This is a genomic window from Streptomyces sp. NBC_00078 (assembly GCF_026343335.1).
Taxonomy (GTDB): domain Bacteria; phylum Actinomycetota; class Actinomycetes; order Streptomycetales; family Streptomycetaceae; genus Streptomyces.
Genome location: NZ_JAPELX010000001.1, coordinates 8,187,289 through 8,200,931 on the forward strand (window position 1 = coordinate 8,187,289; position 13,643 = coordinate 8,200,931).

The 13,643-nt window shown below is 72.9% G+C and carries 14 protein-coding genes and 1 pseudogene; 10 read left to right on the forward strand and 5 right to left on the reverse strand.

The window, feature by feature from the left end; genetic code table 11:
* Positions 1 to 220 precede the first annotated feature (220 nt).
* The 3 genes from OOK07_RS38085 to OOK07_RS38095 form a co-directional block, all read right to left on the reverse strand.
* Positions 221 to 1,225, reverse strand: a complete 1,005-nt coding sequence (locus OOK07_RS38085) for a Gfo/Idh/MocA family protein (protein ID WP_266801047.1) — start codon at positions 1,223 to 1,225, stop codon at positions 221 to 223.
* A gap of 106 nt (positions 1,226 to 1,331) precedes the next feature.
* A complete protein-coding gene (locus tag OOK07_RS38090) occupies positions 1,332 to 2,108 on the reverse strand; it encodes an SDR family oxidoreductase (RefSeq protein WP_266801048.1) in 777 nt (258 codons plus the stop codon).
* A gap of 16 nt (positions 2,109 to 2,124) precedes the next feature.
* Positions 2,125 to 3,288, reverse strand: coding sequence for a phytanoyl-CoA dioxygenase family protein (locus tag OOK07_RS38095; protein ID WP_266801049.1), 1,164 nt, complete (start codon positions 3,286 to 3,288; stop codon positions 2,125 to 2,127).
* Between the two features lie 130 nt (positions 3,289 to 3,418).
* Between OOK07_RS38095 and OOK07_RS38100 the strand changes: the two genes are divergently transcribed.
* Both OOK07_RS38100 and OOK07_RS38105 read left to right on the forward strand, forming a co-directional pair.
* The gene (locus OOK07_RS38100) at positions 3,419 to 4,462 is read left to right on the forward strand and encodes a LacI family DNA-binding transcriptional regulator (protein ID WP_266801050.1); all 1,044 of its coding nucleotides are present in this window, start codon (positions 3,419 to 3,421) and stop codon (positions 4,460 to 4,462) included.
* 11 nt (positions 4,463 to 4,473) lie between these two features.
* Entirely contained in the window at positions 4,474 to 5,091 is a 618-nt protein-coding gene (locus tag OOK07_RS38105; RefSeq protein WP_266801052.1) for a poly-gamma-glutamate hydrolase family protein, read from the forward strand.
* Here OOK07_RS38105 and OOK07_RS38110 read toward each other — a convergent pair.
* The gene (locus OOK07_RS38110) at positions 5,078 to 6,232 is read right to left on the reverse strand and encodes a Gfo/Idh/MocA family protein (RefSeq protein ID WP_266801053.1); all 1,155 of its coding nucleotides are present in this window, start codon (positions 6,230 to 6,232) and stop codon (positions 5,078 to 5,080) included. The two genes, OOK07_RS38105 and OOK07_RS38110, sit on opposite strands and share 14 nt — an antisense overlap.
* Before the next feature lie 133 nt (positions 6,233 to 6,365).
* On the opposite strand from OOK07_RS38110, the gene OOK07_RS38115 reads away from it, so the two are divergent.
* Positions 6,366 to 7,370 (forward strand): LacI family DNA-binding transcriptional regulator, encoded by a 1,005-nt coding sequence (locus OOK07_RS38115; RefSeq protein ID WP_266801054.1) that lies wholly within the window; start codon positions 6,366 to 6,368, stop codon positions 7,368 to 7,370.
* Between the two features lie 23 nt (positions 7,371 to 7,393).
* Here the strand turns inward: OOK07_RS38115 and OOK07_RS38120 are convergent, their stop codons facing one another.
* On the reverse strand, positions 7,394 to 7,738 hold the full coding sequence (locus OOK07_RS38120; RefSeq protein ID WP_266801055.1) for a cupin domain-containing protein: 345 nt from the start codon (positions 7,736 to 7,738) through the stop codon (positions 7,394 to 7,396).
* 121 nt (positions 7,739 to 7,859) lie between these two features.
* Here OOK07_RS38120 and OOK07_RS38125 point away from each other — a divergent pair, with 121 nt between their 5' ends.
* The 7 genes and pseudogenes from OOK07_RS38125 to OOK07_RS38155 all read left to right on the forward strand — a co-directional run bounded on the left by OOK07_RS38125 (position 7,860) and on the right by OOK07_RS38155 (position 13,504).
* The gene (locus OOK07_RS38125) at positions 7,860 to 8,372 is read left to right on the forward strand and encodes a hypothetical protein (protein WP_266801057.1); all 513 of its coding nucleotides are present in this window, start codon (positions 7,860 to 7,862) and stop codon (positions 8,370 to 8,372) included.
* A gap of 38 nt (positions 8,373 to 8,410) precedes the next feature.
* Positions 8,411 to 9,004, forward strand: coding sequence for a hypothetical protein (locus OOK07_RS38130; RefSeq protein WP_266801059.1), 594 nt, complete (start codon positions 8,411 to 8,413; stop codon positions 9,002 to 9,004).
* Positions 9,005 to 9,030: 26 nt separating this feature from the next.
* Positions 9,031 to 9,915 carry a dioxygenase family protein gene (locus OOK07_RS38135; protein WP_266801061.1) on the forward strand — a complete coding sequence of 295 codons (885 nt, stop codon included), beginning with the start codon at positions 9,031 to 9,033 and terminating at the stop codon, positions 9,913 to 9,915.
* The gene (locus tag OOK07_RS38140) at positions 9,912 to 10,994 is read left to right on the forward strand and encodes a maleylacetate reductase (protein WP_266801063.1); all 1,083 of its coding nucleotides are present in this window, start codon (positions 9,912 to 9,914) and stop codon (positions 10,992 to 10,994) included. The genes OOK07_RS38135 and OOK07_RS38140 overlap by 4 nt, the downstream gene beginning before the upstream one ends.
* Before the next feature lie 52 nt (positions 10,995 to 11,046).
* Positions 11,047 to 11,139: pseudogene (locus tag OOK07_RS38145) on the forward strand (PIG-L family deacetylase); the annotation flags it as partial.
* Positions 11,140 to 11,321: 182 nt separating this feature from the next.
* Complete coding sequence (locus tag OOK07_RS38150) at positions 11,322 to 12,821, forward strand: sensor histidine kinase (RefSeq protein ID WP_266801065.1); 1,500 nt, start codon at positions 11,322 to 11,324, stop codon at positions 12,819 to 12,821.
* Between the two features lie 38 nt (positions 12,822 to 12,859).
* A complete protein-coding gene (locus tag OOK07_RS38155; RefSeq protein WP_266801067.1) occupies positions 12,860 to 13,504 on the forward strand; it encodes a response regulator transcription factor in 645 nt (214 codons plus the stop codon).
* The last annotated feature ends 139 nt before the right edge of the window (positions 13,505 to 13,643 follow it).

Consider the following 13,643-nt stretch of genomic DNA (forward strand, 5'->3'; position numbering starts at 1 on the left):
CCTCCCGGCCACCGTCTCCTGCTCCTCCACGACGGTCACCCGGTGTCCGGCGCGCTCCTGTTCACGAGGGAGGGCGAGCCCGCTCGGCCCGTGCCGTTGACGATCACGCCGCGCAGGGTAACTCCTCGCGGGAGACGGCGCGTTCACGAGGTGTCGGGGTACTCGTGTTCCGGGCGCCGGAGGCCGCCCCGCGCCCGGAACACGAGATCTGCGGGCACCGTCAGGCGGTGCGGACCTCGGCGATCGTCACGGGCCGGTGCTCGTGCAGCGACAGGGTGCACGCGTCGGCGATCCAGCCGGCCTCCAGCGCGTCCGCCACCGTGCAGGGTGAGGGCCGGGCCCCGGCGACGACCTCGGTGAACGCGGTGAGTTCGGCACGGTAGGCCTCGGTGAAGCGGTCCATGAAGAAGTCGTGCGGGGTGCCGGCCGGGAAGGTCACGCCGGGCTCGACCGAGCGCAGCGGCAGCTTGTCCTCCAGGCCCACCGCGATGGAGTCCTGGAATCCGTGGATCTCCATGCGGACGTCGTAACCTCGGGCGTTGTGGCGCGAGTTGGACACCACGGCGATCGTGCCGTCGTCCAGGGTGAGGATGGCGCCGGTGGTGTCGGCGTCGCCCGCGGCCTTGATGTAGTCGGCGCCCCGGTTGCCGCCGACCGCGTACACCTCGGCGACCTCGCGGCCCGTCACCCAGCGGATGATGTCGAAGTCATGCACGGAGCAGTCCCGGAAGATGCCGCCGGACGCGGCGATATACGCGGCCGGCGGGGGCGCCGGGTCCAGCGTGGTCGACCGTACGGTGTGCAGCTTGCCCAGCTCGCCGCTCCGCACGGCCGCGCGGGCGGCGACGAAGCCGGCGTCGAAGCGGCGGTTGTAGCCGATCTGGATCGGCACATCGCTGCCCTCGACGGCCTTGAGGACCTCGGCCCCCTCGGCCATCGTCCTGGCGACGGGCTTCTCGCAGAAGACCGGGACACCGGCCTCGACCCCGGCCAGGATCAGCCCGGGATGTGCGTCCGTCGCGGCCGCGATCACGATGCCGTCCACACCGGCGGCCAGCAGGGCCTCCGGCGAGTCCACGACCTCGCCGCCGAAGCGCTCCGCCGCGGACTTGGCGGCGTCCGCGAACGGGTCGGTGAGCACCAGCGACTCGACCGCGTCGAGTCCGGAGAGGGTCTCGGCATGGAAGGCGCCGATGCGGCCGAGGCCGAGGATTCCGATACGCATGAGCTCCGCTGCTTTCCTGGTGTGTGGTTGCTGTTCGTCGCCGGGACCGCATCCTGGACCCCGGTCGCCTTCGGGCCCGTCCTCGATCGCCGGACGGGCGTGAATATCAGTCCAGGCCGCCCAGGACGTTCTGGTCCCAGTCGATCACCGAACCGGTGACGACGCCCGAGCGGTCCGACAGCAGGAAGACGGCGAAGTCCGCGATCTCGTCCGGCTGGCCGAGCTTGCCCATCGGGAGCCTGGCCGCGGCCTCCTCGCGCCAGTCGTCGTCGGCGTCGTGGAACTTCCTCTGCGTGGCGTCCTCGCCCTCGGTCGCCGTCCAGCCGATGTTGAGGCCGTTGATCCGGACCCGGTCCCAGCGGTGCGCGTGCGCCGCGTTGCGGGTCAGGCCGATCAGGCCCGCCTTCGCGGCGACGTACGGCGCCAGGAACGGCTGCCCGCCGTGCGCCGAGGACGTGATGATGTTGACGACCGTGCCGGGTGCCTTGCGGGAGACCATGTCCGCGACGGCGGCCTGCATCGCGAAGAACGGCGCCCTGAGGTTGATCGCGATGTGCTGGTCGAACAGCTCGGGAGTGGTGTCGAGGAGCGTGCCACGGGAGGTCAGGCCTGCGGAGTTGACCAGGCAGTCGATCCGCCCGTACGCGGCGACCACGTCACCCACGGCGGTCCTCGCCTGCTCGGCGTCCGAGAGGTCGGCGCGCACGAACATCGCCTTGCCGCCGGCGGCCGTCAGCTCGGTCACCAGCGCCTCGCCCGGTGCCGGACGCCGCCCGGTCACGGCCACCACGGCGCCCTCGCGGACCGCGGCCCGTGCGATGGCGGCGCCGACGCCCTGGCTGCCGCCGTTGACGAGGACGACCTTGTCGTCGAGAAGTCCCATGGCGTTCGTGGTCCTTTCAGCTTTCGCGGCGTTCGGCGCCGGCCCGCAGTGCGTCCCGAAGAGCCTCGGGCGTCCATGACTCGCGCAGTGCGCGCCGTACGACGTCCGCCTGCGCGGGCGGGGCCAGTCCGTCGACCGGCGGATCGCTGTCGAGGTTGGTGGGGAAGGGGTAGCTCTCGGCGCTCGCGGCGATCACGTTCTCCAGCCACTCCTCACCGACCCCCTCGCTGCCGCGCCTGAGCAGCACGGGGAACATCGCGTTCGCGACGGCCTCGCGGTCCACCGTCTCCATGGCCCGCCCGAAGGCGGAGGACACCTGCAGCAGGTTGGCCATGCGGCGGATGTCCGCCGAGCGGTTGGTGCCGGCCGCGTGGAACAGCGCGGGGTTGAAGAAGGCCGCGTCGCCCTTGGAGAGGGGGAGCTGGACGTGGTTGGCCTCGAAGTACGCCTGGAATTCCGGCAGTCGCCAGGCCAGGTAGCCGGGTTCGTACTGCTGCGAGTACGGCAGGTACATCGTCGGCCCGGACTCGACGGGCATGTCGCAGTGCGCGACGGCGCCCTGGAGGGTGAGCACGGGGGAGAGGGCGTGCACATGCGCCGGGTAGGCGGCCGCGACCTCGTTGGACAGGAAGCCCAGGTGGTAGTCCCGGTGCACGGTCTGCGCCGCGCCGCCCGGGTTGACCACGTTGACCTGCGAAGTGACCTGGTAGCCGGGGCCGAGCCAGGCCGTCGAGACCAGCGCCAGGACGTCGCTCGCGTAGTAGTCGGCGAACGCCTCGGGGTCGTACAGGGCAGCCTTCTCCAGCGCGTTCCACACACGGTCGTTGGCGCCCGGCCTGGCGAAGTGGTCCCCGGCGCTCGCGCCCGAGGCGCGCTGCTCTGCGACCAGGGCGTCGAAGACGGCGCTGAGCCGGTCGACGACGGACGGGTCGGGAAACGCGCCCTCGAAGACCACGATGCCGGGGCCGTCGGCCAGGGCCCGGACCAGCTCGGCCCGCACGGGGTGCCGCTCGGCCTTGCGCAGCCGCTCGCTGTCGTAGACCAGGACGCCCTGCTCCACGGCCGAGGCGTGCGGGTAGTCGGCGAGGTCGGTCCTCCGCTCGACGAGCTCCCGGAAGTCGGCCAGGTCGCAGTCCCGCTCGGACAGCCAGGCGCGGTGGTCCACGGGGGTGGCGGACATCGGCGTCCTTTCGGTCGGGGGGACGGCACGGCTCTCGGTGACAGCGTCGGGCCGCGCTGCCATTCTTGTCATGACAAACCCGTCGAACAACCGGCACGCGGCCATCAAAAACCCCTCAAGGAGCCACCGTATGGGCCATCCCTTCCCGATCCGGGAGATCGCACGTCAGGCGGGCCTGAGCGAGGCGACCGTCGACCGGGTCCTGAACGGCAGGGGCGGCGTCCGGGAGAGCACCGCGCGGGAGGTCCAGCAGGCCATCGCCGACCTGGACCGGCAGCGCACCCAGGTCCGCCTGGTCGGCCGCACCTTCATGATCGACATCGTGATGCAGACGCCGGAGCGGTTCTCCACCGCCGTACGCGCCGCCCTGGAGACGGAGCTGCCCTCGCTCCACCCTGCCGTCGTCCGCTCGCGCTTCCACTTCCGCGAGACGGGCCCGGTGGCCGAGCTGACCCGCACCCTGGACCGGATCGCCCGCCGCGGCTCGCAGGGCGTGATCCTCAAGGCCCCGGACGTCCCCGAGGTCACCGCCGCGGTCGGCCGGCTCGCCGAGTCCGGCATCCCCGTCGTCACGCTCGTCACCGACCTGCCCGCCACCGCCCGCCTCGGCTACGTCGGCATCGACAACCGGGCCGCCGGAGCGACCGCCGCGTACCTCATGGGCCAGTGGCTGGGCGAGCGCCCCGGCAATGTGCTCACCAGCCTCAGCAGCGGCTTCTTCCGCAACGAGGAGGAGCGCGAGATGGGCTTCCGCAGCGCCATGCGCACCCACCACCCGGACCGCACACTGGTCGAGATCGCCGAGGGCCAGGGCCTGGACGCCACCCAGTACGACCTGGTCCGCGCCGCCCTCGCACGCGACGGGGACATCCGCGCCGTCTACTCGATCGGCGGCGGCAACATCGCCACCCTGCGTGCCTTCGAGGACCTGGGCCGGGAGTGCGCGGTGTTCGTCGCCCACGACCTCGACCACGACAACACCCGCCTGCTGCGCGAGCACCGCCTCTCCGCCGTCCTCCACCACGACCTGCGCCAGGACATGCGCGAGGCCTGCCACATCGTGATGCGTGCCCACGGCGCCCTGCCGCCCGCGGGGCCTACGCTGCCGTCGGCGATCCAGGTGGTGACGCCGTACAACATGCCACCGCAGGCGACGAGTCGAGGAGACGGGTGACGAGGAGACGGGTGACGACGAGGACCGAGCACGTGGAGATCGAGGGTGTCCGCCTCCTGGCCACGCTCACGACGGGCGGCGAGACGGGACTTCTCGCGCTGCACGGCAGCAACGAGGGCGGTACCGCCGAACTCGCGCGCTCCGTGGCCGAGCGCTGCGGTGCCACCAGCCTGGTCTTCACCCAGCCCGGCGCGCGGGAGCCGGTGCACATCCCGTCCCCGCGCATGGCCGTGGAGCACTGCGCACTCCTGCGGGTGTTCCTGTCCCACGTCGCCGTCACGGTCTCCCTGCACGGCCACATGAGACGGGCGACGCCACGGTCCATCTTCCTGGGCGGGGCCAACCGTCCCGCAGCGCACCTCTTCGCCTCGGGGCTGAGCGCCCTGCGCCCGGAGTTCGACCCGGTCACGGACCTCGCCGACATCCCCGCCGCGCTGCGGGGCGTGCACGCCAGGAACCCGGTGAACCTGACCCGCGACGGCGGAGTCCAGGTGGAACTGCCGCTCTCCGCCCGGACCCGGCGGCCGGGCTGGGACCCGGAGGTCCCCGACACGCCTCCGCCGGCCGTCGTCGACGCCCTGGCCGCCGGCGTGGGACTGCTGGCGACCCGGCCCGTCACCCGACGCTGACCCACGCGCCGCTCTCCGCCGAGCGCACCATCGCCTCCAGTACGGCCGCACTGTGCACGGCGTCCGGGAGCGTGGCCCCCTGGGGCCTGCCCTCCGCGATCGAGCGCAGGAAGCGGTGCGCCTCGATGACCTTCAGGTCGTCGTAGCCCATGCCGTTCGCCGCGCCCGGCTGGAACGCGCCGAACTCGCCGTCGCCCGGGCCGACGTACACCGTGCTGACCGGCTGGTCCTGGTACGTGGTGCCGCGGCCGACGCCCAGCTCGTTCATCCGGCGGAAGTCCCAGAACACCGCGCCCTCGGTGCCGTGCACCTCGAAGCCGTAGTTGTTCTGCTCGCCCACCGAGACCCGGCAGGCCTCCAGGACGCCGCGGGCGCCGGAGGCGAAGCGCAGCAGGCAGTTCACGTAGTCCTCGTTCTCGACCGGTCCCAGCTCGCCGCCCGCGGCGCGGGTGTGGCCGGCGGTCGCGCCGGTGGGGCGGGCCCGCTCGGGGATGAACACGGCGGTGTCGGCGGTCAGCGAGACGATGTCGCCGAGCAGGAACCGGGCCAGGTCCGCGCCGTGCGAGGCCAGGTCGCCGAGCACGCCGCTGCCGCCGCGCTGCTTCTCGTAGCGCCAGGTCAGGGCGGATTCGGGGTGGGCGGCGTAGTCGCTGAACAGACGCACGCGGACATGGGTGACGGTGCCGATGGCGCCCGAGGAGATGAGTTCGCGGGCGGCCTCGACGGCGGGCGCGTTGCGGTAGTTGAAGCCGACGGCTCCCTGGACGCCCGCTTTGGCCACCGCATCTGCGACCGCCTGCGCGTCCGCCGTACTCAGCCCGACCGGCTTCTCGATCCAGATGTGCTTGCCGGCCTCGGCCATCGCGACGCCGATCTCACGGTGCAGGAAGTTCGGGGCGGTGATGCTGACCGCCTGGACCCGCGGGTCCCCGGCCACCTCGCGCCAGTCCCGGGTGGTCGAGGCGAACCCGAACTGCGCGGCGGCCTCCTCGGCCCGGCCCGGCACCTCCTCGGCGACCGTCACCAGCCGTGGGCGCAGGCCCAGCCGCGGGAAGTGGTGCGGGACGCGGGCGTACGCCTGGGTGTGCACCCGGCCCATCCAGCCGAACCCGACGACGGCGACACCGAGCGAATCCACCATGACAGCCCCTCTTTGGACCGGTCCATATCTTGTCCAGGCCACCCTGAAGCCCGTGCTCAGCGACTGTCAACCCTCACCGGAGCTTCACCGGAGCCTTTGACAGGCCATGGCAGCCCGTGGAACGGTCCACAGCATGAAAGCGCCGACGATCCGCGATGTGGCCGAGCGGGCCGGGGTGTCCAAGTCGCTGGTCTCGCTCGTGCTGCGCGGCGCCGACCAGGTGCGGCCCGAGAAGCGGGAGGCCGTGCTGCGGGCGGTGCGGGAGCTCGGCTACCGGCCCAACGCGGCCGCGCGCAGCCTCAGCGAGCAGCGCACCCGCACGGTCGGCGTGCTCCTCAACGACCTGCGCAACCCCTGGTTCGTCGACCTGCTCGACGGCCTCAACTCACTCCTGCACGACCACGGCCTGCGGATGCTGCTGGCGGACGCCCGCCTCAACCGCCGCACCGGCCAGGACCCCGCCGACCCGCTTCTGGACCTGCGGGTGGACGGCCTCGTCGTCGTCGGCACCCTGCCCGACCCGGCAGCCCTCGGCAGGGCCGCCGAGCGCATCCCCGTGGTCGTCGCGGGCGCCCGCGAACCGGCCCCGGCGGGCGTTGACGTCGTGGCCGGCGACGACGAGCACGGCGCCCGGCTGGTCACCGAGCACTTCATCGGGCTCGGCCACCGGCGCATCGCGCACATCGCGGGCTACGGCGCCGTCGGCGAGCTGCGCAGGCGGAGCTTCGAGGCGACGATGCGGGCGCACGGCCTCGCGGACCGGGCACCGGTCGAGCCGAGCGACATGACCGAGGAGGGCGGCTACCGCACCGCCGTGCGTCTGCTGAGCCGCCCCGGCCGGCCCACCGCCCTCTTCGCCGTCAACGACATAGCCTCCGTCGGCGCGATCTCGGCCGCGGAGGAGCTGGGTCTGCGCGTCCCGCACGACGTGTCCGTGGTCGGCTACGACAACACGAGCATCTCCCGCCTGCGCCACGTCTGGCTGACCACGGTCGACAGCGCCGGCCACGAGCTGGGGCGCCGGGCGGCCCGCTGCCTCCTGGACCGCTTCGAGCGGCCGGGGGGAGAGGGCCGACTGAGCCTGACGGCACCGACGTTGGAGATCCGCGGCACGACAGCCGCACCGCTCACGAACTGACGCCGTTCACAGCATGGCGCCGTTCACGGGGTGATGGCGTACGCCTTCCGCAGCGTCTCGTGCACCGTCCAAGTCGTACGGTCGCCCTCGCGCAGGACGGCCATGTCCCCGGGCCTCACCGTCAGCGTGGGCCCGCCCTCGACCTCGACGGTCGCCGACCCGCTGATGACGACGAACAGTTCGTCGGCCTCCGTGTCGGTGACGACGCCGGGCGTGATCTGCCAGATGCCGCGGATCTGCTTCCCGTCCGCGGACTCCCAGACGACCTTGCCGGTCACCTCCGGAGTCCCGGACACGATCTGCTCCGGGTCGAGGGGCTCGGGCCTCAGCTCGGCGTCCGGGATGTGCACAACGAAGCTGTGGGTCATGGGCCGACCCTAACGAGGTCGCCGGGCGCCGTGCGTGGACACTGTGTGCGCTGTCGGCCCGGGCGGGAGGACACTTCGTCGCGACTGGCGGCCCCGCGGGCGCCGGGTGATCGTGGAGGGCATGGCGCAGACCACGACGGCCGTCCCCGGGCCACGGCAGCACGACACCCGCGAGGCCGTCCTCTTCGGCGGCGTCTACGGCGCCGTACTGGCCTGCTCCATGGTCGCGGCGCTCAGCCAGTACGGCCACACGTCCCGGGCCAGCCGCCGCTACGACGCGCTCTGGCTGCTGGTCACCGCGCTTGCCTCGGCTCTCGCCCACGGCTACGCGCACTACATCGCCGAACGTGAACCGCACCGCCGCTGGGACGTCCTGCGCGCCCTCGTCGACGAGTGGCCTCTGGTCACGGCCGTGCTGCCGACGGTGCTGCTGCTCGCCGGGGCGGGCTGGGGCTGGTGGCCGCCGAAGGGGGTGGAGTACGCGGCGTTCGTGCTGAACATCGTCCTGCTGTTCACGCTCGGACTGGTGACGGCGCTGCGGTCGCACCGCTCCTCGCCCGTCGCCGTTCTGATCGGTCTGGTGGACGCTCTGCTGGGCGTGATCGTCGTCGTGGCCAACGCGATCATCAAGTGAGGGCGCCAACCACCCCCGTCCTGCCTTAGGGTCTGCGCGTGGGGACGGACATGGACGGCGCCATCGAACGCCGAAACACGGACGGGTACTGGCAGTTGGAGGTCGATCTGCTGGACTTCCGGCCGCCGCGGGACTACGTCGCCTGGGACTGTCTCTTCGGCGTGCGCGGGACGGGGGACGTGGAGCGTCCGCTGTTCGCCGACCGCGGACTGCCGGACGACGTCTCGGAACCGGTACGCGAAGCAGCCGTCGGCGACTACCAGCACAGCCACACCCACGTGAGCTGGGCCGAGGTCGCCGCGGCGGACTGGGACGCGCCGCTCGCGGCCCGGCCCGCCTGGTACTGGGCGCACAGGTCGGATCCGGGAGGCGAGCACCTCGTACGGGTGACCCCTACCCTGCGCGAGGCCGCCGCCCGCACCTTCGGATCGGACCTGCTCCTGGCGCCGCCGGAATGGCCTCCCGGTGCCGAGGTGCCTCTCGACGGCGCGGTGTACCGCCCGGTGGTCCTCACGGCGCGGATGCTCGCCCCGCCGGACGAGGGAACCTGGGCACAGGTGTGGAGCACGGTGCGGCACCTGGCGGCCGAGCACGGCGACGAGGACGTACGGCTCGTCGTCTGGTTCGGTTGACCCGCGCACCGGGGAAAGGAGCCGACATGACCACAGACGCCACAAAGGCGACGCACGCCACCGACGCGACGGTCACGGACGAGGCGGTGAGCAGCCTCGACGGCACCGCCGATCCGCGCCTGCGCGAGCTGCTCACCGGCCTGATCCGCCACCTCCACGCCTTCGCGCGCGAGACGCGGCTGACGCAGGAGGAGTGGGAGCGGGCGGTCGGCTTCCTCACGGCCACCGGGCAGACGTGCACGGACACCCGACAGGAGTTCATCCTCCTGTCGGACGTCCTGGGCCTGTCGATGCTGGTCGAGACGATCAACGGCGACCGCGCCCCCGGCGCCACCGAGTCGACGGTCCTCGGCCCCTTCCACATGACCGAGTCCCCGGTGCGCGAACTCGGCGCGAACATCGACCTGGTGGGCGGCGGCGAGCCCTGCGTGGTCAGCGGCCGTGTGCTGTCCCGCGACGGAACCGCGCTGCCGGGCGCCGTCGTCGACGTCTGGCAGGCCGACGGGAACGGCTTCTACGACGTCCAGCGCCCCGAAGAGCAGCCGCCGGGCAACGGCCGCGGACTGTTCACCGCGGACACCGAGGGCCGCTTCTGGTTCCGCACCTGCGTGCCGAGCCCGTACCCGATCCCCACGGACGGCCCGGTCGGCGACCTCCTGCGCGCGAGTGCCCGCCACCCCTACCGACCGGCCCACATCCACTTCATCGCCTCGGCCGCAGGGCATGCGCCGGTCACCACGCACATCTTCGTCGCGGGCAGCGACTACCTCGACTCGGACGCGGTGTTCGCCGTCAAGCCGAGCCTCGTCCAGGACTTCACCGTGACGGACGACCCTTCCCGGGCACGGGAGTTCGGCGTCGCGAACCCGTTCCGGCACGCCCGCTTCGACCTCGTGCTGGAGCGCTCGTGAAGGACGTCCTCGACTTCTCCTACGAGTCCCGGCCCGGGCGGGTCGTCTTCCGGCCCGGCGCGGCCACCACCGCGACGGCCGGTGAGGCCGCGGGGCTGGGCCTGCGGCGGCTGCTGGTGGTGTGCGGCCGCCACGGCGCGGACACCGCGCGGGCGGTCGCCGACTCGCTCGGCCCCGCCTGCGTGGGCCTGCACGACGGGGCCCGGATGCATGTACCCGCCGAGGTCGCCGACCGGGCCGTGGAGGTGGCCCGTGCGGCCGGCGCCGACGGACTCGTGGCCGTCGGCGGCGGTTCCTCGATCGGCCTGGGCAAGGCGATCGCCCTGCGCACCGGCCTGCCGCTGATCGCCGTACCCTCCACATACTCCGGCTCGGAGATGACCCCCGTCTGGGGCCTGACCGAACACGGCGTCAAACGCACCGGCCGCGATCCCGTCGTCCTGCCGCGCAGCGTCGTCTACGACCCCGCCCTCACCCTCTCCCTCCCCGTACCGCTCTCCGTCACCAGCGGCATCAACGCGATCGCCCACGCCGTAGAGGCGCTGTACGCCCCCGACACCTCACCACTGATCACGCTGATGGCGGAGGAGGGCGTACGGGCCATGACGGTGGCGCTCCCCGCGCTGGCCGACGCCCCGGACTCCCTTCCGGACCGCGGCCGTGCCCTGTACGGCGCCTGGCTGTGCGGGTCCTGCCTCGGCGCCACCACCATGGGCCTGCACCACAAGCTGTGCCACGTCCTCGGCGGCACCTTCGGCCTGCCGCACGCCGAGACACACACGGTGGTCCTGCCGTACGCCCTCGCCTACAACGCGCCCGCGGCCCCCGAAGCGGCCGCCACCGTGGCCCGCGCGCTGGACACGACCGACGCCCCGAACGCCCTGAGAGACCTGGCCGAGAGCCTCGGCGCCCCCCGCTCCCTCGCCGAACTGGGCCTGAAAGAAGCCGACTTGGCCAAGGCGGCCGGCCAAACCGTCGGCCAGGCATACGCCAACCCGCGCGAGGTGACCGTGGAAGGGGCGCTTGCCGTGCTGCGGGCGGCATTCGAGGGCGGTCCGCCGGAGTTCTCCGGCGTCTGACCGCTGTGGCTCCGGTGGTTGACGCGCACGCCGGTCCGCGGGAGCCGCTGCGGAGATGAGCGGCTTCAGGTCCGAGGGGTTCCTCGGCATCACCGGGGTGTGGGACACCAAGCGCAAGGCGATGGAATGCCTCGGCGCCCAACAGCCCTGCGCGGCTCGAAGCCGGGCGCACCGACCGGCGACCGGCCACCGTCGAGGAGGCGGGGCCGACGTCCGGCGTGTGTGGTGCCTGAACGTGGTGGTCGTACTCGGTACGGGCAGCCGGGTGTTGGTGCGAAGGGATGCGTAGCGGCCTCGCGGTGGGCGTGGGGACGGGACACTGAAGCCATGCACGACTCACCTGCGGGAGCGACGCCTCCGTCGACGCGCGGCGGCTTCGCCCGCGGCGCCGGTTCGGGGACCGGCGGCCGCGCGGCCGAGGACGCGGCCGCGCCCGCCAAGGGCCGGACCGCCCGTGGCGCTGGGGCCTCCGGCGTGATTCCCGCGGCCCGGCGGCCGACGGGAGCCGGCGTCGGCCGGTTGCGGTCTGTGCCGGCTGCCCCGTTCACCCGTCGTGCCTGGGCCGAGGCCGCGTACTGTCTGGCCGGCTTCCCCGTTGCCGTGGTCGGATTCGTCCTCGTCCTCGTGCTGCTCGCCCTCGGCACCGGCCTCACCGTCTCCCTCATCGGTGCCGTCCTCGGGCTGCTGCTCGTCGTGACCTCGGCAGCTCTCGCCCGCGCCTTCGCCGCCGTGTACCGCGGGCTGGCCGCAGGGCTGCTGGGGGAGCGGGTGCAGGCACCGCCGCCGCTGAGGCCCGCCGGCAAGTCCTTCGCACGGCTGGACGCACGGCTGCGGGACGCCGCCGGATGGCGCTCGGTGGCGTACGTACTGGTCAAGCTGCCTGTCGCGGCGCTGGAGCTGTATGCCGTGGCCTGGTGGTTCACCGGCCTGTTCAACCTGTCGGCGCCGCTGCGCTGGGCCGGCTTCGGCCAGCGGCCGCAGCACGGCATGGAGGGCGCGCCGACCATCACCCCCATCCCGGTCGGCGGCGGTGCCCCGCACAGCACCACCTTCGCCGGGACCTTCGTGGCCGCCGCCATCGGCGTCGCCACGCTCCTCGCGGCGCCCTGGGTCACCCGCGGTACCGTCGCCGTGGACCGCTGGCTGGTGCGTGCCCTGCTGGGGCCCGGTGAACTCGCCCAGCGAGTACGGAACTTGGAGGAAACCCGCGCCCTCGCCGTTGACGACTCCGCGGCCCGGCTGCGGCGGCTGGAGCGGGACCTGCACGACGGCGCGCAGGTACGACTCGTCGCGCTGGCCATGAGCCTCGACATGGCGAAGGAACGGCTGGGCGCGGAAGGCGAACCGGTCGCCGACCCCGATCGGTTGCGCCGACTGATCGAGACCGCCCACAGCAACGCCACCGAAGCCCTCACCGAGCTGCGCGACCTGGCCCGGGGCCTCCACCCGCCCGTGCTGGACGACGGCCTGCCCGACGCGCTCGCGACCCTGGCGGCACGCAGCACCGTACCCGTGGAGCTGGCCGTGGACGTCCCGGAGCGGCCCACGCCGGCGATCGAGACGATCGCCTACTTCTGCGCCGCCGAGATGCTCACCAACGTCATCAAACACAGCGGTGCCCGCCGCGCGGTCCTCGGCGTCAGCCAGGAGGAGGGCCTGCTGCGGATGAGAGTGACGGACGACGGCCGCGGCGGCGCGACGCTCGGCACGGGCAGCGGTCTCCCGGGCCTGCTGCAGCGGGTGCGCACGGTCGACGGCACCCTGGACGTCACCAGCCCGGAGGGCGGGCCGACCGCGGTGACGGTGGCGTTGCCGCTGCACGCGTGAGCAACGATCAGGGGTCGAGGCCGTGAGAGCATGCCCGTATGCGCATCGTGATCGCCGAAGATGCCGCGGTGCTACGGGAGTTGCTGGCCGAGATGCTCACCGAGCGCGGCCACGAGGTGTGCGCCGCCGTCGGTGACGCCGACGCGCTGCGCGCGGCCGTGGCCGAGCACCGGCCGGACGTCGGAGTCATCGACATCCGGATGCCGCCCACCCACACGGACGAGGGCCTGCACGCCGCCGTCGACATCCGGCGGGAGCGTCCCGGTACCGGGGTTCTGCTCTTCTCCCAGTACATCGAGACCAAGTACGCCATGAGACTGCTGGCCTCGGGCTCGGCCGGCGTCGGCTATCTGCTCAAGGACCGGGTCGCCAACGTGGCCGAGTTCACCGACGCCCTGTCCCGGGTGGCGGCGGGCGGGACGGCCCTCGACCCCGAGGTCGTCACCCAACTCGCCGGTGCCGGCCGCCGGACCGACGCCCTCGAAACGCTGACGGCACGAGAGCGCGAGGTGCTGGCGCTGATGGCGGAGGGCCGGTCGAACGCCGCGATCGCCCAGACGCTGGGGGTGTCGGCCGGCACGGTGGAGAAGCATGTAACCGCCGTCTTCGGCAAGTTGGGCCTCCCGGCGTCCGAGGACGCGAACCGGCGGGTGCTGGCGGTCCTGCGCTACCTCGGCGCATGAGCAGCCGGCCCTGATCGTCCGAACCCGACCGGCTCCCGGCGGAATGATGTCCGTGCGTCCCGCTGCTGAACATGCCGGTTCACCCGCGCCGCCGAGGCAGCCGAGCGAGCGCGCCGGGAACGGCGGGTCAACCAAAGTG